This window comes from Marivivens niveibacter (assembly GCF_002150005.2).
Classification (GTDB): domain Bacteria; phylum Pseudomonadota; class Alphaproteobacteria; order Rhodobacterales; family Rhodobacteraceae; genus Marivivens; species Marivivens niveibacter.
In genome coordinates this window covers 195,432-213,599 of the sequence record NZ_MSPP01000001.1, presented here as the reverse complement: position 1 = coordinate 213,599, position 18,168 = coordinate 195,432, and the positions used below count along the sequence as shown (strand labels likewise).

General features: G+C 54.7%; 19 protein-coding genes and 1 tRNA gene. 6 read left to right on the top strand and 14 right to left on the bottom strand.

What is annotated here, in order from left to right; genetic code table 11:
• Nucleotides 1-2 precede the first annotated feature (2 nt).
• Nucleotides 3-197 carry a heavy-metal-associated domain-containing protein gene (locus BVC71_RS01095; protein ID WP_086449794.1) on the top strand — a complete coding sequence of 65 codons (195 nt, stop codon included), beginning with the start codon at nucleotides 3-5 and terminating at the stop codon, nucleotides 195-197.
• A gap of 165 nt (nucleotides 198-362) precedes the next feature.
• On the opposite strand, the gene BVC71_RS01090 is transcribed toward BVC71_RS01095, so the two are convergent.
• Nucleotides 363-439: transfer RNA gene (locus BVC71_RS01090), tRNA-Met, on the bottom strand.
• A 135-nt stretch (nucleotides 440-574) separates the two neighbouring features.
• Complete coding sequence (gene hemC / locus BVC71_RS01085) at nucleotides 575-1,528, bottom strand: hydroxymethylbilane synthase (RefSeq protein WP_086449793.1); 954 nt, start codon at nucleotides 1,526-1,528, stop codon at nucleotides 575-577.
• A gap of 94 nt (nucleotides 1,529-1,622) precedes the next feature.
• On the opposite strand from hemC, the gene hemE reads away from it, so the two are divergent.
• A complete protein-coding gene (gene hemE, locus BVC71_RS01080; protein ID WP_086449792.1) occupies nucleotides 1,623-2,654 on the top strand; it encodes a uroporphyrinogen decarboxylase in 1,032 nt (343 codons plus the stop codon).
• A 59-nt stretch (nucleotides 2,655-2,713) separates the two neighbouring features.
• On the opposite strand, the gene BVC71_RS01075 is transcribed toward hemE, so the two are convergent.
• Together BVC71_RS01075 and hemF are read right to left on the bottom strand one after the other, a co-directional pair.
• Nucleotides 2,714-3,331 carry a LysE family translocator gene (locus tag BVC71_RS01075; RefSeq protein ID WP_086449791.1) on the bottom strand — a complete coding sequence of 206 codons (618 nt, stop codon included), beginning with the start codon at nucleotides 3,329-3,331 and terminating at the stop codon, nucleotides 2,714-2,716.
• On the bottom strand, nucleotides 3,322-4,212 hold the full coding sequence (gene hemF / locus BVC71_RS01070; RefSeq protein WP_086449790.1) for an oxygen-dependent coproporphyrinogen oxidase: 891 nt from the start codon (nucleotides 4,210-4,212) through the stop codon (nucleotides 3,322-3,324). Before hemF ends, BVC71_RS01075 begins: the two co-directional genes overlap by 10 nt.
• A gap of 100 nt (nucleotides 4,213-4,312) precedes the next feature.
• Between hemF and BVC71_RS01065 the strand changes: the two genes are divergently transcribed.
• Complete coding sequence (locus tag BVC71_RS01065) at nucleotides 4,313-4,699, top strand: hypothetical protein (protein ID WP_086449789.1); 387 nt, start codon at nucleotides 4,313-4,315, stop codon at nucleotides 4,697-4,699.
• Here BVC71_RS01065 and BVC71_RS01060 read toward each other — a convergent pair whose 3' ends face one another.
• Genes BVC71_RS01060 through clpS form a run of 3 tightly spaced genes read right to left on the bottom strand, consistent with a single transcriptional unit; the run spans nucleotide 4,700 to nucleotide 6,868 of the window.
• Nucleotides 4,700-5,503, bottom strand: a complete 804-nt coding sequence (locus BVC71_RS01060) for an SDR family NAD(P)-dependent oxidoreductase (protein WP_086449788.1) — start codon at nucleotides 5,501-5,503, stop codon at nucleotides 4,700-4,702.
• A 38-nt stretch (nucleotides 5,504-5,541) separates the two neighbouring features.
• Nucleotides 5,542-6,501, bottom strand: coding sequence for a class I SAM-dependent methyltransferase (locus BVC71_RS01055; RefSeq protein WP_086449787.1), 960 nt, complete (start codon nucleotides 6,499-6,501; stop codon nucleotides 5,542-5,544).
• Nucleotides 6,502-6,523: 22 nt separating this feature from the next.
• Nucleotides 6,524-6,868 (bottom strand): ATP-dependent Clp protease adapter ClpS, encoded by a 345-nt coding sequence (clpS, locus tag BVC71_RS01050; RefSeq protein ID WP_086450625.1) that lies wholly within the window; start codon nucleotides 6,866-6,868, stop codon nucleotides 6,524-6,526.
• 82 nt (nucleotides 6,869-6,950) lie between these two features.
• On the opposite strand from clpS, the gene BVC71_RS01045 reads away from it, so the two are divergent.
• Entirely contained in the window at nucleotides 6,951-7,640 is a 690-nt protein-coding gene (locus tag BVC71_RS01045; protein ID WP_086449786.1) for an HAD family hydrolase, read from the top strand.
• 308 nt (nucleotides 7,641-7,948) lie between these two features.
• Entirely contained in the window at nucleotides 7,949-9,358 is a 1,410-nt protein-coding gene (locus BVC71_RS01040; protein ID WP_086449785.1) for a D-alanyl-D-alanine carboxypeptidase family protein, read from the top strand.
• Nucleotides 9,359-9,360: 2 nt separating this feature from the next.
• Here the strand turns inward: BVC71_RS01040 and BVC71_RS01035 are convergent, their stop codons facing one another.
• From BVC71_RS01035 to BVC71_RS01015, 5 genes are all read right to left on the bottom strand, one after another.
• Nucleotides 9,361-10,956 (bottom strand): ABC transporter ATP-binding protein, encoded by a 1,596-nt coding sequence (locus BVC71_RS01035; protein WP_086449784.1) that lies wholly within the window; start codon nucleotides 10,954-10,956, stop codon nucleotides 9,361-9,363.
• Nucleotides 10,953-12,062, bottom strand: coding sequence for an ABC transporter permease (locus BVC71_RS01030; protein WP_086449783.1), 1,110 nt, complete (start codon nucleotides 12,060-12,062; stop codon nucleotides 10,953-10,955). Before BVC71_RS01030 ends, BVC71_RS01035 begins: the two co-directional genes overlap by 4 nt.
• Nucleotides 12,063-12,065: 3 nt before the next feature.
• Nucleotides 12,066-13,148, bottom strand: coding sequence for a microcin C ABC transporter permease YejB (locus BVC71_RS01025; protein WP_086449782.1), 1,083 nt, complete (start codon nucleotides 13,146-13,148; stop codon nucleotides 12,066-12,068).
• A gap of 11 nt (nucleotides 13,149-13,159) precedes the next feature.
• Nucleotides 13,160-15,070, bottom strand: coding sequence for an extracellular solute-binding protein (locus BVC71_RS01020; protein ID WP_086449781.1), 1,911 nt, complete (start codon nucleotides 15,068-15,070; stop codon nucleotides 13,160-13,162).
• A 142-nt stretch (nucleotides 15,071-15,212) separates the two neighbouring features.
• Entirely contained in the window at nucleotides 15,213-15,728 is a 516-nt protein-coding gene (locus BVC71_RS01015; protein WP_086450624.1) for a c-type cytochrome, read from the bottom strand.
• A gap of 122 nt (nucleotides 15,729-15,850) precedes the next feature.
• On the opposite strand from BVC71_RS01015, the gene BVC71_RS01010 reads away from it, so the two are divergent.
• The gene (locus tag BVC71_RS01010; protein WP_086449780.1) at nucleotides 15,851-16,693 is read left to right on the top strand and encodes a prephenate dehydratase; all 843 of its coding nucleotides are present in this window, start codon (nucleotides 15,851-15,853) and stop codon (nucleotides 16,691-16,693) included.
• On the opposite strand, the gene BVC71_RS01005 is transcribed toward BVC71_RS01010, so the two are convergent.
• Together BVC71_RS01005 and nudC are read right to left on the bottom strand one after the other, a co-directional pair.
• Nucleotides 16,690-17,154, bottom strand: a complete 465-nt coding sequence (locus BVC71_RS01005) for an SRPBCC family protein (protein WP_086449779.1) — start codon at nucleotides 17,152-17,154, stop codon at nucleotides 16,690-16,692. The two genes, BVC71_RS01010 and BVC71_RS01005, sit on opposite strands and share 4 nt — an antisense overlap.
• Before the next feature lie 44 nt (nucleotides 17,155-17,198).
• Nucleotides 17,199-18,131, bottom strand: a complete 933-nt coding sequence (nudC, locus tag BVC71_RS01000) for an NAD(+) diphosphatase (protein ID WP_086449778.1) — start codon at nucleotides 18,129-18,131, stop codon at nucleotides 17,199-17,201.
• Nucleotides 18,132-18,168 lie beyond the last annotated feature (37 nt).

Genomic DNA, 18,168 nt, shown 5'->3' with positions numbered 1-18,168 from the left:
AAATGAAACTATCCGTTCCCGAAATGTCTTGTGGCCACTGCAAAACGTCCATTTCGAACGCGATCGAGGCATTGGACAGCACCGCGAAAGTTGATTTTGATATGGACGCTAAACAAATCTCTATCCACACAGACAAACCGCTGAATACAATTCAGGACGCGCTGAACGCGATCGGATTCGACAACGCCGTGGTCTAATCGCGATCTGGTATTGGCTGGATCACCCCGCACAGGACCTACAGGCGTACGAATTGGCAGCCCAAAGCGTCCTGGGCACACAGCCAGTGCAAAACGCTACAGCAAAACGCGGATGGCCCTTTTCGTGCCTAACACGAACAGTCACTGTTTCTAGTGGGGGGGGAATGGTGGCGGTACAGGGACTTGAACCCCGGACACAAGGATTATGATTCCTCTGCTCTAACCAACTGAGCTATACCGCCGAAAGTGAGGGCGAAATATTCTGAGTAGAGAGCGGGGTCAAGAGGGTCTGATCAGGTTTTTTCATCAACCTGCACATTTTTTTGCACAACGAAAAATTAAGGGGCCGCGCAGATGTCTGGCGGCCCCTTCGTTTATTAGCGTTTCAGAAAATCCGGCCCCGCAGCGGCCAATAAGCGTTCCGCCAATTCACGGCCCAGCTTTTCGCCATCGTCGATTGGGGCGGTGCCTTCGTCGCTGAATGCGGCCGATCCATCGGTTGCCAGAATCTCTCCGCGTAGGCGGATTTTATCATCTTGGATTTCCGCCAAACCACCAATCGGCGTTTCGCACGATCCATCCAAACGCGCCATAAATGCGCGTTCGCATTTGATCCGAATACCCGTTTCTTCGTGATGCAAGGCCGCCAACATTTCAGCGACATTGCTATCGCCTTCACGGCGTTCGATCCCGATCGCCCCCTGCGCGACCGCAGGCAACATATCATCCACCGAAATCGGGGTATAAGGCACATCATCCATGCCCAAACGGTTCAGACCTGCCATGGCTAGGAATGTCGCCTCTGCCACACCGTTCGCCAATTTCTGCAATCGTGTCTGCACGTTACCACGGAATTCCACCACCTGCAGGTCAGGACGGCGATACAGCAACTGCGCCTTACGCCGCAAAGACGACGTGCCCACCACAGCGCCCTGCGGCAAATCCGCGATCCCCTGCCCCTTTAGCGAAACGAACGCGTCGCGCACATCTTCGCGTGGCAGGTAACAATCCAGAACCAACCCCTCAGGCTGCACCGTTGGCATGTCTTTGGACGAATGCACAGCGATGTCGATATCGCCCGCGATCAACTGTTCTTCGATCTCTTTCGTGAACAGGCCCTTGTTCCCGATTTCCTTGAGCGGACGGTCGGCATCAATCATCGCACGGTTATCGCCCGTCGTGCGGATCACCACGATCTGGAACGCCTCGAACGGGACGTTGAACGCGGTCGCCAAACGGTCGCGGGTTTCATTGGCCTGCGCCAGCGCTAGGGGCGATCCCCGAGTGCCGATTTTCAGCGGTTGGGCGGGTGTGGGCAAATTCACTGTCATATGCGCTTTCTAGTCGCGGTATTTCGTTCGGGCAATGGCTTGACTTGGGCTGCGTCATTAGCGACCACCCTTTTGCACACAAAAAGGAAAGCCAATGACAAAAACGATCCTGCGCGCCCTTGCTGGTGAAACCCTTCCGACGCCACCAATCTGGATGATGCGTCAGGCAGGCCGCTATTTGCCTGAATACCGTGCAACCCGCGCCCAAGCAGGCGATTTCCTGTCCTTGTGCTACAATCCCGAACTCGCGGCCGAGGTTACGCTGCAACCGATCCGCCGTTACGGTTTTGACGCCGCGATTCTGTTCGCCGATATTCTGCTTCTGCCTCAGGCTCTAGGCGCTGATCTATGGTTCGTCACTGGCGAAGGCCCACGCCTGTCCACCATCACCGACAAATCGGGGCTGGAAGCGCTGAAACCGATCGATGAAATCGACGAAGTGCTAAACCCAGTCTACGAAACCGTCCGCATCCTGTCGCGCGAACTGCCATCCGAAACCACGCTGATCGGTTTCGCAGGCGCCCCTTGGACCGTTGCGACCTACATGATCGCTGGCCGCGGCACACCAGATCAGGGCCCCGCTCACGCACTGAAAAACACCGACCGCGCGACATTTTCCGCGCTGATCGACCTGCTGACCGACGCAACGGTCGAATACTTGTCGAAACAGATCGACGCTGGCGCCGAAGTCGTCAAAATTTTCGACAGCTGGGCAGGCAGCCTACAGGGTCAAGACTTCATCGATTTCGCCGTCGAACCCGCCCGCAAAATCACCGCCGCCCTGAAGCAGCGCCACCCGAACACCCCCGTGATCGCATTCCCGCGCGGCGCAGGCGAAAAATACGTCGGCCTGCACGCTGCAATCGGCGCGGATTGTATTGCGCTGGATGACGGCGTGACGCCTGAATGGGCTGCGGCGAACGTCCAAACAGGCGGCTGTGTTCAAGGTAACCTGAAATCGTCGCATATGGTCACAGGCGGCGAAGACCTGATCCGCGAAACCCGCGCCGTAGTCGACGCGTTCAAAGGCGGCCCACACATCTTTAACCTAGGTCACGGCATCACCCCAGACGCCAGCCCCGACAACGTTCAACTGATGATCGACACGGTGCGTTCTGGCGCCTGAGCGCCCCAAAAGGCGCGAGGCAAAAACAACGCGGGGGCCATTGGCCCCCGTTCCTTTTATCAGCGGGTTTTCCACGCGAACCAAACCGCGATCAACGCCAGCGCGATTGACAACGCCTGCCGCAAAAACACCCTTTTTTTCTGATCTTCCAGCAACGTTTGGGCTGTGCCTGCTAGCCCAACAATCGCCGCATGGATCGCAGTCGCAACCGCGACATAAACGGCAGACAGAGTAATCGTTTGCGGCAACACATCTGTCCCTTGGACAACAAACCCCGGCAAAACAGCGATATAGAAAACGGCGGCTTTTGGATTCAACAGGTTGGTGATCAACCCCCGCCGAAAAAACAGCGCCATGGGCGATCCTAGGTCCGCATGTTCAATCGTTTCATCAGCATCCCGCCAGCCGTCATAGGCCAGCCAGAACAAATAGATCACCCCGCCCCAGCGCAGCGCTTGATATAGGAATGGCGACGCTGTGATTATCGCACCAACGCCCAAGGCAGCGATCACACCTACAATAGCCAACCCCAACGCGACCCCTGCCACCGCGGCAAAGCCGAAGCGGCGGCCTTCCGTTGCGGCAACAATTGCCAAATAGGCCATGTTTGGCCCCGGCGTCAGTTCGATCAGAAACGACGCCAGAGCAAATTCAAAGATAGCGGTGGTTAGATCCATTTCGCCAGCGGCGGCAGGCTCATCAGAACCGCGTTCGCATCGTGACCCGTGGCTAGGCCGAATTTCGTCCCGCGGTCATAGACAAGGTTATATTCTGCATACAAACCACGGTGGACCAACTGCGCCTCTTTGTCGGCGTCAGTCCAATCCTGAACGCGGCGTTTTTCGATTAGCGGCAGATACGCCGGCAAAAAGGCGCGGCCAATGTTCTGGGTCAGTGCAAAATCCGCAGCCCAATCGCCTGTGTTGCGGTCATCCATAAACACCCCCCCAACGCCGCGCGCACGGTTGCGGTGCGGGATGTAGAAATATTCATCCGCCCAAGCCTTTAGCTCTGGGTACAACTCTTCACCGTGCGGGTCCAAATGGGCCTTTTGCACGTTGTGGAAATGCGCAGTGTCCTCGTCATATTCGATACACGGGTTCAAGTCGGAGCCGCCGCCGAACCACCACGCTGCAGGGGTCCAGAACATGCGCGTATTCATATGCACCGCAGGGCAATGCGGGTTTTGCATATGCGCAACCAACGAAATGCCCGACGCCCAAAAACGCGGGTCTTCCTCGACCCCAGCCACACCGCGTGCGGCCATAGATTTCTGCGCTGCCACACCCAATGTCCCGTAAACAGTGGACACATTCACGCCAACCTTTTCAAACACGCGGCCGCCGCGCATCACGCTCATCAAACCGCCGCCTGCATCACTGCCGTCATCGCTGTGGCGTTTGGTTTCGGTGACCTCAAATCGGCCTGCCGGTTGATCGGCAAATGGGCCGGTCTCCTGACTATCCTCTAATGCTTCAAAGGCTGCTACGATTTCATCGCGCAAACTACGGAACCAATCAGAGGCCGTTGCCTTTTCGTGAACCATCGTATCGGACATCTGAACCTCGTTTACGGGCTGTTATTGAATATCAACGCCCCTTACCATTGAATGCTGGGCAAAACCACAGCAACCGCTGTGACCAATTGACGGAGTCACGATGTACCGCGCCATTTTATTTGTACCATTCATTGCTTTAGCTGCTTGTGCAACGCCCCAAGAACGCTGCATTTCTCAAGTGTCGGCAAACGCCCGCACAATTGACGCGCTCATCGCTGAAACGCGCGTCAACATCGCACGCGGCTACGCCATCGCCGAACACGAAGAAGTCGACGTCATCAATAAACGCTGTGAACGTACGCTAGAAAGCGGCGAAACCATTCGTTTCCCATGTGACGAAGTCGTCACGCATACAGTGCGCACACCCGTGGCCATCGACCTGAACGCCGAAGAGGCAAAGCTACATTCGCTGTTAGAACGCCGCGCTGCGATTGATGAAAACCTACAGGAGAATATCCAGCAGTGTATCGCGGCGAACCCAGAATAATCAGTGCGCCGCACAACCGGCCGGATCGATCAAGGTCCGGCCACCGTCCACGGTGATGACTTGTCCGGTCACGAAATTGGACGCATCAGACGCCAAATACTGAACCGCATCGCAAACTTCACTGGGTGACGCGATCCGCTGTAGAGGCGTGTGGCTTAGAATATCTTCGCGATATTCGTCATGTTCCTTCAACGCACCTTTCAGGCTCGCGCTCATGACGCTACCGAACGCGACCGAATTCACGCGGATGCCTTGGGGCGCCAAGGCGACCGCCAATGAACGCGTTGCCTGATCCGCAGCAGCGGTTGCGATCGAATAGGCCATCAGGTCTGGGTGCGTACGGCGGGCCGCAATGGACGACAGATTGATGATCGTCCCAACAGGGCCTTTGGTGCTTCCTTCGGATTGCTTGATCATACGGCGGGCAGTTGCCTGGCTAAGACGCAAGGCAGCGAACATGTTCTGTTCTAGCAGCGTCGATACCGTATCATCATCTGGGTCCAGCGGATCGGTGTGCTGCACCTGACGGGCCGCGTTCACCAAAATATCGATACGTTCGAACGCATCCACAGTGGCCGACAGCAGGTTTTTCACCGCCAGTTTTTTGCGTAAATCGCCCGCGAAGATACGCATCGGGCCTTCGTCTGTCATTTCGCACACGACTTCACGGGCCAAGGCAGCCTCGTCCATGTCAGCGAACATCACATTTGCACCCTGTTCGACGAAATGGCGGCCAATCGCCAAACCCACACCATTCGCAGCGCCGGTCACGATTGCGGTTTTACCTTCGATAGAAAAAGACATGTCTTATCCCCTATTGCCCAGCTTGACCGTATCGACGGTTAGCGGATCGGCCTAGTTGCGTGGAACACTTTGAATGCACCATCGCCACCAATTTCATCAACATTGCGAAAATATTCGCGAAGTGCCGCCTCATAAGGCAAGTGTCGGTTCGCTACCATCCACATCTGGCCCGAAGCTAAGAGATTTTTCGCAGCATTCGCGATAAAAGCACGGCCCAACGCAGGGGTCGCATCACCTCCTGTGTGGAAAGGTGGGTTCATAACGATGCCTGCATAGCCATCAGATTTCCACGTCGTCGCATCAGCCCAATGGAATGACGCACGATCATCGACCACGTTCAATCGCGCGCAATCTAGCGCCGCTTGCTCTGCTTCGATCAGATCAATGGATTGTACGGCGGGATTTTGCAGCACGGCAGCAGACAAATACCCCCAACCAGCGCCGAAATCAGCCATGCGTTTGGGTAATTTATCGGGGAGGCAATCCACCAACAGCTTTGACCCACGGTCGATTTCGCCATCTGAAAACACGCCTGCCGTGGTGAAATAGCCGTGCGGACCCTTTTCCGGATCAGCAACTGCCCAATCAGCGAATTGGTTTGCGCCGTCGAACCAGAACAAACGGCCGTGCGATTTGGTCACGCACGGCAGATCGCCCAGCGCTTTGCGGCAGTCTTTGTAAATGCTGTCGATGCCATCGGTTTTCTGACCATCGACAATGACCAAACCCTGCTTCGCAGCCTCTGCCACCATCGCTCGCGCCAGTTTTTTGGCCCGAGGCAACACAACAAGCGTGACTGGCGCAGCCTCGGATGACAGGACGTAACCTGCATTTTCCCAAACGGTAGCGTCCGGTTTAAATCCGGTATCAACGCGGACAACATCGCGTGGCAATGCGGACAAATCATAGCCCGCAGTGGGGCGCATAACGCGAATGGCGCCAGAAGGAAGGTCCAACAGGCCTTCGTTCAGCGCCGTGGTAAGACGAGATTTCGACATATCAATCAGGTGACGGGACGCGTCACTCTTTCTCCATCGTGCATTGCAACGGATGCTGGTGGCGTTGCGAAAAATCCATCACTTGAGCCACCTTTGTTTCAGCGATTTCATAGGAATAAACACCGACAACCGCGACGCCCTTTTTGTGGACCGTCAGCATAATTTCAAAAGCCTGCGCGTGAGTCATTCCAAAGAAACGTTCCAGGACCTGAACCACAAACTCCATCGGCGTGTAGTCATCGTTCAGAATCAGAACTTTGTACATCGGCGGACGTTTGGTTTTCGGGCGCGTGTCTAGTTTGACGCCGATATCACCATCATCACCGTCGGCATCATCTGCCATCATATGTAGCGGAGCTTTTGTCATCTGAACCATTGGTCGCTGTGTCTGACCACGTTATATAGTCGGTAAGACCTATAAGAAAACCCCCACATAGTCGGAGCACGTTATGCCGCAACGCTGGACCATCGCTTTTGATGCTGACGACACGCTTTGGCATAATGAAACGTTTTTCCAATTAACGCAGGATCGTTTCTTTGAACTGCTGGTTGATCACGCCGATCCCCAAACCCTAGAGGCGCAACTATTCGCCGCCGAAGAACGCAACATCAAATTCTATGGGTATGGCGTCAAAGGGTTCACTCTGTCGATGATCGAAACGGCGCTAGAGGTCACAAATAACAAGGTTCCTCAGACAGTTATCCGCGAATTGGTGGATATGGGCCGTGACATGCTGGATCATCCTGTAGAATTGCTGCCGCATGTTCGCGATGTCATCGAAACATTGTCTGAGGACGCGAAAATCGCGCTGATTACCAAGGGCGATTTGCTGCATCAGGAAAACAAATTGGCCCAATCAGGGCTTGGTGATTTTTTCGACGTCGTTGAAATCGTGTCAGACAAAACCGCCACTGTCTACCAGCGTATTTTTGCGCAATTTGATACCGCGCGGGTCATGATGGTCGGCAATTCTTTGCGGTCTGATGTGATCCCCGCAATCGACGCAGGAGCCTGGGGTGTGCATGTGCCATTTGAAACAACCTGGGCCCACGAGCTGGCACAAGAACCCGATCATCCCCGATTCTACAAAATCGAAAGCCTTGGACAGCTACCCGAATTGATAGCCAGTTTACACTAATCCGCCTTTGCAAAATCCTACACCTCGCGGATGTAGAGGCACAAGCGCAAGAGACCACAACATATGGTTATGCGCGAAAGCCACGCCCCAATTTGCCTGAAAAATAAGGTATTTTCGCAAACCAGAACGCGTGCTACGGTTGTACAAAATCAATAGGCACTCGGCATAGATCGGGGCCATGAGGCAGAACGAGGCAAACCGTGGCAGGTCGTCCGAAATTTCGGGGCCCTTTTGGGCTATTCGTAAGCGCAGTATTGTGGCTATCTTTTATCGTCCCCCAGTCCGCATTGGCAGGTCCGGGAGCAACGATGGTGATGGACGCCCGAACGGGTGAAATCATCGATTCCTACAACGCAAACACACCATTGCATCCAGCGTCGCTGACCAAGATGATGACGCTGTATATCGCGTTTCAGGCCATCGAACGTGGTGAAATCAGCGCCGATACGGTTGTGACAATCACGCGCGAAGCCGCAGCCGAGCCACCCAGCAAATTGGGCCTACGCACGGGGCAAGAAATTCGCCTGCGGTATCTGATCCGCGCCGCCGCCGTGAAATCCGCCAATGATGCAGCCACGGCCATTGGTATCGCGCTAGAAGGGTCCGAAGCGGCCTTTGCCCGCCGGATGAATCGCATGGCGCAGTCTATGGGCATGACGCGCACGACGTTCCGCAATGCAAATGGTCTGACCGAATCGGGCCACATGTCGACCGCCCGTGACATGACGATCCTTGGGCGTCACATGATCTATGATTTCCCAGAATATTATAACATCTTTTCGCGCCGTTCGACCGATGCTGGCATGGCCGAAGTATACAACACGAACCGCCGTTTTCTGGCCGCCTATCGCGGGGCTGACGGCATCAAAACAGGTTTCACATCGGCGGCTGGCTATAACCTAGTTGCCTCGGCCGAACGCAATGGCGTGCGCATTATTGCAACCATCTTTGGTGAATCCTCTGTGACCGCCCGCAACAACCGTGCAGCCGAATTGCTGGATATGGGATTTTCCCGCGCTCCACGTAATGCACGCATCCAGCGCCCACCATTGCCCGCCTACCAACCGGGTAGCAGCACCGCAGACGAGCCGCTGATGTTGTCCGCAAATACGACCACCTACAGCGGTGCTGCGGGACGCACCATCCGCGTCACAGGTGCAGTCACCCGATCGCCGCGCCCGACTTCTCGGCCCGCACCCGAAGCTCCAGCGCTTATCGTGGCTGATGCGGGAAACATTGAACAAGCATTGGAAACCGCGATGGAGGTTGCAAACGCAACTGATCAAGCCGTCGCTGTGGCAACCACTGATCAGGTTGTTCTGGCATCTGCCAGCCGCCCTGTTGCACGCCCTCCTGCTGTTGTCGCCGAAGTCACCGCAGTCGCGATCCCATCTACTGACGCAGACGAAGTGGCACTGGCCGTCGCCGCCGCCACCAAAGCCCAGCCAGAGGTCGTCACCCGCGTGTCTACATCTGGTGGTCGCCACTGGGGCATCAACGTGGGCCGCTATGGCTCCCGCTATGAAGCCGAACGCATCCTAGTCCGCATCGCGCTGAACGAAATGGCGACGCTCGACGGATCCCTGCGCCGCGTTGTCGAAGGATCGCGTGGGTATGATGCGAATTTTATGGGTATGACCCGCGAAATGGCCGATCTGGCCTGCCGCCGCCTACAGGCGCGCGACATGACCTGTTTCATGATCGGCCAAGATAGCTGATACTATGCGATGCTGCGGCCTTCGAACGCCGCAGCAAGCAGTTCGCGGGTATAATCAGTTTGCGGGTTATCAAACACATCCGCAACGCTGCCCGCTTCAACCACATCCCCTGCCCGCATCACCATCATCTTATGGCTTAGCGCGCGAACGACCTTTAGGTCGTGCGAGATAAAGATATAGGCCAGCCCGTATTTCTGTTGCAGATCGCGCAGCAGATCAACGATCTGCGCCTGTACCGTCATATCCAGTGCCGATGTCGGTTCATCCAGCACAACCAATTTGGGGCGCAAAATCATCGCCCGCGCAATCGCGATCCGCTGGCGTTGGCCACCCGAAAATTCATGCGGATAGCGAGACATCAATGCAGGGTCCAAACCGACCTCGGTCAGGATATCAGCGACCAACTGTTTTTTGTCGATCTTTTCGCCCGCGCGATGGATGTCCAAACCTTCGGTCACGATCTGTTCGACGGTCATCCGCGGCGAAAGCGATCCGAACGGGTCCTGAAACACGATCTGCATATCGCTACGCAGCGGGCGCATTTGTTTCTGGTTCAGTTCGTGAATATCATTTCCAACAAACGCGATGCGGCCAGTGGAGTTGATCAGACGCATGATCGCCATAGCCAGCGTCGTTTTGCCCGACCCGGATTCGCCCACGATGCCCAGCGTTTCCCCTGCCCTCACGGTCAGCGTCGCGTCATTGACGGCCTTTACGTACCCTGCCGTGCGGCGCAGCAGCCCGCGTTTGATCGGGAACCAAATCCGCAGGTTTTCCGTTTCGGCCATCACAGGCGCATCATCAGGGACTGGGGCCGCCTGCCCTGACGCCTCTGCCGCGATGAGCATCTGGGTATAAGGATGCTGCGGGTTCGCGAAAATCTGATCGGTCGGGCCGGTTTCGACGATCTCGCCATCCTTCATCACGCAAACGCGGTCGGCGATTTTGCGCACGATGGTCAGGTCGTGGGTGATAAACAGCATCGACATGGCGCTGTCGCGTTTCAGATCCTCTAACAGGTCCAAAATTTGCGCCTGAATGGTGACGTCCAGCGCCGTTGTCGGTTCGTCCGCGATTAACAATTCGGGCCCGTTTGCCAGCGCCATCGCGATCATAACACGCTGACGTTGACCGCCTGACAATTCGTGCGGATAGCTGGTTAGCCGCGATTCCGCGTCGCGGATACCAACGCGGTCTAGCAGATCAACGATCCGTTCGCGCACCGCAGGACCACGCAGGCCCTGATGCAATTCGATCGATTCAGCCAACTGTTTTTCGATCGTGTGCAGCGGGTTCAGCGAGGTCATCGGTTCCTGAAAAATGAAACTAATGTCATTGCCGCGCACGCCGCGCAGAACCTTGTCCGATGCACCAACCAATTCTTGGCCGTTATAGGTGATCGATCCCGCCAACTGAGCGCTATCGGGCAGCAGGTTCACCGTGGATAGCGCGGTGATGGATTTACCCGACCCAGATTCGCCCACCAGCGCGACGGTTTCGCCCTTTTCCACCTTAAAGGAGACGCCGCGTACGGCGTGGGTGGTGACACTGTCCTGACGAAAATCAACGGTCAGGTTCGACACGTTCAAAAGCGTCATTTGAAAGTCTTTCTCGGATCAAATGCATCGCGCACGCCTTCGAAAATGAAAACAAGCAGCGTCAGCATGAATGCAAAGGTAAAGAACGCGGTCAGGCCCAGCCACGGCGCGGCGGGATTGCGTTTCGCCTGAATAGTCAGATCGCCCAGCGACGGCGCGGACGATGGCAAACCAAAGCCCAGAAAATCGAGCGATGCCAGCGTACCAATTGCGCCCGTGATCAGGAACGGCAGCATAGTCAGCGTTGCGATCATCGCGTTTGGCAGCACGTGGCGGAACATGATCACGCGGTCGGACACGCCCAGCGCTTTTGCCGCGCGGACGTATTCAAAATTGCGGGCCCGCAGGAATTCGGCGCGCACCAGCCCGACCAACGCTGTCCAGCCAAACAACACGGTCATAAAGACCAACAGCCAGAATGATTTGCCCAGAATCGCGATCAGGATGATCATCATATATAGCGACGGCATTGATCCCCAGATTTCGATGAAACGCTGGAACACCAGATCGATCCAGCCGCCGAAATACCCCTGTATCGCACCTGCTATGATCCCGATCACAGAACTGATCGTCACAACGATCATCGCAAAGAAGATCGACAACCTAAACCCATAGATCACGCGCGCGCTGACATCGCGTTTCGTGTCATCGGTGCCCAGCCAGTTGGTGTCATTTGGCGCACCCGGCGCGACGCCGGGGATGTCGACAATCGTGTCATAGGAATAGGGAATGACGGGCCAGATCATCCAACCGCGCTGGAAATCTTCAATCTCGGGTGTGCCGCCGTTTTCGACGGTTTCATAGATGCCTTCGGGGTCATCCCAACAATCCAGCGATCCGCCTGTGACGATCAGGCATTTGACTTCGATCGACGAATAAATCGCCTCGGTCCGGAAATCGCCGCCGAAATCCTGTTCCGAATAGAACGACATGACGGGGCTGCGCAGTTCACCGCGGTAGCTGACCAAAATCGGTTTATCGTTGGCCAGAAATTCGGCGAACAGGCTGATGAAAAACAGCGTGCCCAGCACGATCAGCGACCACAGCGCGCGTTTATTGCGTTTGAAATTCGTCCAGCGGCGCTGGTTCAGGGGGGACAGTTTCATGGCCTACCCCCTGCTTTCGAAATCGATACGCGGATCGACGAACACATAGGTGATGTCGGTGATAATCCCTACGATCAATCCCATAAGAGAAAACGTGTAGAGAGTGCCAAACACCACTGGATAATCACGTTGCAACGCGGCCTCGTATCCCAATCGGCCCAAACCGTCCAAGCTGAACAGGTATTCGATAATCACCGACCCTGAAAAGAACACCGAAATGAACAACGCAGGAAAGCCAGAGATCACGATCAACATCGCATTGCGGAACACATGGCCGTACATCACGCGGTTTTCGGCCAGACCTTTGGCGCGGGCGGTGATGACATAATGCTTTTTAATCTCGTCCAGAAAACTGTTCTTGGTCAGCAAGGTCAGAACGGCAAAGGATGAAATCGTGGTCGCCAGAACAGGCAGCGTGATGTGCCATAAGTAGTCAACGACCTTACCCCACATGGACAGTTCTTCGAAATTCGGACTGACCAAGCCGCGCAGCGGGAATATCCGAAAATAACTGCCGCCTGCGAACATGATGACCAAGAAAATCGCGAACAGGAACCCAGGTACGGCATAGGCCACAATGATTGCGCCTGAGGTCCAAGTGTCGAATTTCGACCCGTCCCGCACAGCCTTGCGAATGCCCAAAGGTATCGAAACCATATAGGCGATCAACGTGGACCACAGGCCCAAGGTGATCGACACCGGCATCTTTTCCAGCACCAGATCGACCACGGTAATTTTGCGGAAATAGCTCTCTCCAAAATCAAAGCGGAGGTAGTTCCACATCATGTTTAGGAACCGTTCCAACGGTGGTTTATCGAAACCGAACCGCTTTTCCAGCTCTGCTATGTAGCGCGGGTCCAGACCTTGGGCGCCAGGGTAGCTGGAATTGGCGTTCGACATTTCCGTTTCAATGTCGCCCACCCCGCCAGTGATGTTTTCAAAAACATCACCCTGACCTTGGGCGCGCGCGATCATTTGTTCGACCGGACCACCCGGCATAAACTGCGTGATCGCAAAGTTCAGGATCATAATGCCCAGCAGCGTTGGAATAACCAATAGCAGCCGCCTGATAATATACGCGCCCATTTATCTGCCTTTTATTGACGCAATGCACCAGCGGCGACCAAAGCGTCTGCTTTATCTTGGTTATACCACCAGAAATCCAACTGCCCCAGAGCATAGGGTGGCAGGTTTTCGGGGTATTCGAACATGTCGTAATACGCGACCAAATGTTTACCCAGATACCATGATGGCACGATGAACAAATCGCGGCGCATGATACGGTCAATCGCACGGACCGAGGCCGTCATTTCTTCATATGTTTCGGCATTGCGCACGAATTCAATGATCTGATCCACAGCTGGGTTCGAATAGTACGCTGGGTTGAACACGTCGCCCAAACCTTCGCTGCCGTATTTTTGAATGATGCCTTCGCCTTCGATCGGGCCAGACGTATAGCCTGAATAGATCATGTCGTAATCGAAATTACGGGTCCGTTCAGTGTATTGAGGCGGGTCAACGCGGTTCCATTCCGCATTTACCCCTAGCCGTTTCAGATTATCGACATAAGGCAACATAATGCGGTCAAAGGTAGGGCTATAACCAAGAAACTCCAGATCAAAGCTATTGCCGTTCGCATCGCGCAGCATCCCGTCATCGCCGGGGGTCCAGCCTGCTTCCTCCATCAGGGCCAATGCCTGACGCAGATTACGGCGGTCCAACTGACGGTCGCCAGAGGTGTGCGGCATGGTGACTTCATCGGTTAGGATGGACGGGTCAATCAGATCCGCAACGGTTTCCAGAATTTCCAATTCGCGGCCCGTTGGGACGCCCACAGCGGCCAGATCCGAATTCTGCCAGAAACTTTCGCGTTGTTGGAAAATACCGTACTGCAGTTCGGTGTTCGTCCATGTGAAATTATACATCAGCGCAATTGCCTGACGGACGCGCAGGTCGCTGAATTTCGGGTTTTTCATGTTGAACATGAACCCTAGCGCATTTGGAACACTGCCATCGGGCAATTCTTCTTTTACAACCCAGCCGTTGTTCAGCGCAGGAAAATCATAAGCCGTGGCCCACGACAGCGACGAATTTTCCTGACGGAATGTGAATTCGCCGGCCTTGAAACCTTCGAATGCGGCGGTGGTGTCGTCGAAATATTCAACGCGGATCGTGTCAAAGTTATTCCGACCGATGTTGATCGGATGATCATCGCCCCAGAAATTCGGGTTACGGCTGTAGATCAATTGCTGGTTTATCGAGTAGTCGGATAGGAAATAGGCGCCCGTACCAATTCCCGTTTCCATACGGCTTTCATCCAGGCGGGCACCGGATTCTTCGTACCATTTTTGGGAAAAGATCGGGGTCGCGCCCACCGTTTCGATGACCGAATTTTTCGGGTAATCAGCGGCAAAATTGAATTTGATGGTGTAATCGTCGATCACCTCGACACTGTCGACCATCTGCGCAACAGCAAATCGGTAGGATTCGGTCGCCTGTTCGATCATCAATTTATGGCTGAATTCCATGTCATAAGCCGTCATTGGCGTACCATCGGAAAACACGACATCATCACGCAGGTGGAAAATCACCCAATCTTTGGATTCTGGATATTCCAGCGTCGTGCACATGTAACAATAGACAGCATCGGGATCATCAGCAGTGTTGACCAGAACCGATTCGTACATTGATGAAGATAGATAAGCTGGCTTGCCTTCTTGCGTGGCATAAGGGTTCAGGTTGTCAAAACCGCCCGTATTCCAAACAGCGATCTCACCTCCCTTGGGCGCATCTGGGTTCACATAGTTCAAATGTGGGAAATCAGGATCGGCGTAAACAGGCGATCCAAAGGTCGAAATCGCATGGCTTTCGATGATCGCGTCTTGCGCCCAAACAGACCCAGACCACATCACACCAACGATCAGCGCCGTTCCGCCAACCAACATACCCAGAACATTGTTGCGCGGTTTAGCGCGGGCGACTGCGGCAGCAGCGGAGCGGTTGTACATGGCATTCTCCTGATATCCCTGTGTTACCAACAAGCTAACGGGGCGAATGCCAAAGTTTCAAGTTGAGTTTCCGTGAACAGATGTCATCTCAACGAAAAAGGCCGCCCCAATGGGACGGCCTGTCAAATTCTGTGCAGCTAAATTAGCCGCCGATCGAATTCAGATATGCAATGACGTCTGCACGATCTTGGATCTTCGACAGCCCCGAGAAAGACATCGCGGTGCCTGGTGCGTAACCTTTTGGGTTTTCCAAGAAACCGCTCAGAGTTTCTGGGTCCCACTGTTGTGCAACAGCAACCAGCGCACCCGAATAGGCATAGCCGTCAACCGAACCAACAGCGCGGTCTACAACACCGTACAGGTGTGGGCCGGTGCCGTTTGCGCCGTCTTCTACAGCGTGGCAAGCTGCACATTTGCGGAATACGCGTTCGCCTGCGCCAGCATCAGCGGTTGCGTATACTTCCATAAAGCTTGGGCCTTCTTCGACGACCACTTCACCAGAATCTTCCGATGCGATGACGTAAGCCGTGGCTACGTCGCCGTGGCCACCTTCGCCAGCCGAATATACGATGTCGGCAGCCCAGCCACCTAGCAAGAATACAAGAAAAGTGCCGCAAACGCCGCCCAGCACTTTGGTCATTGTCATTGTGTCGAACATGTCGCGTTCCATTCCGTTCACAGTTTCGCGGCTATCTACTAGTTTCTTGTACGGTCTTGCAAGCTGTAGAACCGCGACTTATTGCCCAAAGGGGCATAAAAGACCTTTTTGGAGGGGTGGAAATGACAAAGAAAATCGCATTTCAGGGTGAACTGGGCGCTTATGGGCATCAGGCATGTGCAGAAACACGCCCCGATTTCGAACCATTTCCATGTGCAACCTTTGATGACGCGATGGAGGCCGTCCGTTCTGGCACCGCCGATTTGGGTATGATTGCCGTCGAAAACTCGACCTACGGCCGCGTCGCCGACGTTCACGCCCTGCTGCCAAAATCAGGTCTACATATCGTGGACGAAGCTTTCGTGCGTGTTCACGTGAACCTATTGGGCGTTCCAGGCGCAACGGTGGCCGACGTGAAAGATGCCCACGGTCATCCTGTTATTCTGCCGCAATGTTCCAATTTCCTAAAAGAAAATGGAATCACTGGTCGTGTCAGCTCTGACAACGCACGCGCCGCACGCGAAGTAGCCGAAGGCGGCGACAAATCCCAAGGCGCTTTGGCCAGCGAACTGGCTGCCGACATCTATGGACTGGACGTTTTGGCCCGCCAGATCGAAGACCATTCGAACAACACGACCCGATTCTTAGTTATGGCGCGCGATACCGACCTGACTCGCCGTGGGTCAGGGGAAATGATGACCAGCTTCATTTTCCGCGTCCGCAACATCCCTGCCGCCCTGTACAAAGCGATGGGCGGTTTCGCGACGAACGGCGTCAACATGACAAAATTGGAAAGCTATATGGTCGGCAGCGAATTCACCGCGACCGAATTCTATTCCGAAATCGAAGGTCACCCCGACGACGCTAACGTCAAACTGGCGATGGAAGAATTGGATTACTTCACCGACTACGTGAAACTGATGGGTGTGTTCCCAGCCGCGCCGATCCGCCAATCGCTGCGTTAAACGCCTGTATAGGACGTTTCGATTTCTTCGGCGTAATCGGCCACACGTGTTTTGAACCGATGCGTCAGGTTTGATTTCGCCAACTTCAGCGACTGCAGCAACAATCGCGCGGCCAATGTTTTCGCCGATAGATCCAATTTTAAAATCATTCGCGTGCGGTGCGGCGACAGCGGAACCAATTCCAAAGTCGTCAAACCATCGATGCCGCCGGATTTGAAGGACATCTCAAACCCGTCATTTTCATCTAGCTTGACCAATTCCACGTCCGCTGCGCGAGGTTTGCCGCGAAATTTGAAACGAACGTGCCAAATTGTGCCAACACCGATAGGCGCGGAGGGATCTTCGCGTTCGGCCTTTACGCCGCGGCGCATTGCAGACCGTTCAAAACCATAGAAATCAGTCAGCTTGCCATAAACATGCTCGATTGGCGCTTCGATATCTTCCCGAGAGCTAAATCGCACCGACTGACCCCTTTGTCCGATGAGTGATATCTGGCGAACCTAAATTATTCACCAGATTGCGCAACCCAAGTTGTTAACATCCATTCCGCAATCGCACCTTTGCGAGGAGGCGCGACAATATTATGTGTACCTTCAAATACTTGACGCATCTCGTCTAGGTTCAACCACAAGGCGTCTTCGATTTCTTCGGGATCGTTTGTTATGTCGGTTGTGGTTGCTTCGGCATGGCAGCCGATCATCAAAGACGATGGGAACGGCCATGGCTGGCTAGCCATGTAAGTCACCTTGCCGATTTCAACATTCACCTCCTCCTTCACCTCGCGGCGAACAGCGGCCTCTATGGTTTCGCCAGGCTCTACGAAGCCGGCCAAGGTTGAATACATACCTTGCGGAAAATGCGGAGAGCGGCCCAGCAGAACCTTATCTTTATGCGTTACCAACATGATCACAACTGGGTCGGTGCGTGGAAAATGATGCGCCCCACAGTCAGGACAGGTTCTTTGCCATCCTGCCGATGTGGGTTCAGACGCAACACCGCACCGCGAACAAAAGCGGTGACTGTGGTGCCAGCCTGTGATGGACCTCGCTGTCGCCGCCAATTCAGCATCCAACGCTGACAGCTGCGTCATCACCGATCGCAACTCAACAAAAGCTGCGTCTGGAACCAATGGATGCGGTTGTTCATCAGGGGCCCAGAATTCGTCACTTGCTGGTGCCTCACCCCCGTCGGGTTCCCAATCAGAAATATCCGTGGCGAGCACAGCCTTGGGCGCAAGCCCCATGAAAATGGGTTTTCGGCCGTCGTTCAGTACAGGATGCGATAGGGGCAATCGCACCAACGTGCCGCTACCGTACAAAACTTTACCCTTCCATAACACAATGCTACAGCTGTCGTGATCCGCCAAATGAGTTTCTATGTCGCTACGTAAATGGGCGGCGCGATCGTATCCGACACCTGCGAAAGCAAAACTACTCATGAAATACCTGACCTTTTTGGCAAATTGTGCACCTCAT

Coding starts and splice junctions, on each gene's coding strand:
- BVC71_RS01095 (WP_086449794.1), top strand. CDS start 3: ATGAAACTATCCGTTCCCGAAATGTCTTGTGGCCACTGCAAAACGTCC.
- hemC (WP_086449793.1), bottom strand. CDS start 1,528: ATGACAGTGAATTTGCCCACACCCGCCCAACCGCTGAAAATCGGCACT.
- hemE (WP_086449792.1), top strand. CDS start 1,623: ATGACAAAAACGATCCTGCGCGCCCTTGCTGGTGAAACCCTTCCGACG.
- BVC71_RS01075 (WP_086449791.1), bottom strand. CDS start 3,331: ATGGATCTAACCACCGCTATCTTTGAATTTGCTCTGGCGTCGTTTCTG.
- hemF (WP_086449790.1), bottom strand. CDS start 4,212: ATGTCCGATACGATGGTTCACGAAAAGGCAACGGCCTCTGATTGGTTC.
- BVC71_RS01065 (WP_086449789.1), top strand. CDS start 4,313: ATGTACCGCGCCATTTTATTTGTACCATTCATTGCTTTAGCTGCTTGT.
- BVC71_RS01060 (WP_086449788.1), bottom strand. CDS start 5,503: ATGTCTTTTTCTATCGAAGGTAAAACCGCAATCGTGACCGGCGCTGCG.
- BVC71_RS01055 (WP_086449787.1), bottom strand. CDS start 6,501: ATGTCGAAATCTCGTCTTACCACGGCGCTGAACGAAGGCCTGTTGGAC.
- clpS (WP_086450625.1), bottom strand. CDS start 6,868: ATGACAAAAGCTCCGCTACATATGATGGCAGATGATGCCGACGGTGAT.
- BVC71_RS01045 (WP_086449786.1), top strand. CDS start 6,951: ATGCCGCAACGCTGGACCATCGCTTTTGATGCTGACGACACGCTTTGG.
- BVC71_RS01040 (WP_086449785.1), top strand. CDS start 7,949: ATGGTGATGGACGCCCGAACGGGTGAAATCATCGATTCCTACAACGCA.
- BVC71_RS01035 (WP_086449784.1), bottom strand. CDS start 10,956: ATGACGCTTTTGAACGTGTCGAACCTGACCGTTGATTTTCGTCAGGAC.
- BVC71_RS01030 (WP_086449783.1), bottom strand. CDS start 12,062: ATGAAACTGTCCCCCCTGAACCAGCGCCGCTGGACGAATTTCAAACGC.
- BVC71_RS01025 (WP_086449782.1), bottom strand. CDS start 13,148: ATGGGCGCGTATATTATCAGGCGGCTGCTATTGGTTATTCCAACGCTG.
- BVC71_RS01020 (WP_086449781.1), bottom strand. CDS start 15,070: ATGTACAACCGCTCCGCTGCTGCCGCAGTCGCCCGCGCTAAACCGCGC.
- BVC71_RS01015 (WP_086450624.1), bottom strand. CDS start 15,728: ATGTTCGACACAATGACAATGACCAAAGTGCTGGGCGGCGTTTGCGGC.
- BVC71_RS01010 (WP_086449780.1), top strand. CDS start 15,851: ATGACAAAGAAAATCGCATTTCAGGGTGAACTGGGCGCTTATGGGCAT.
- nudC (WP_086449778.1), bottom strand. CDS start 18,131: ATGAGTAGTTTTGCTTTCGCAGGTGTCGGATACGATCGCGCCGCCCAT.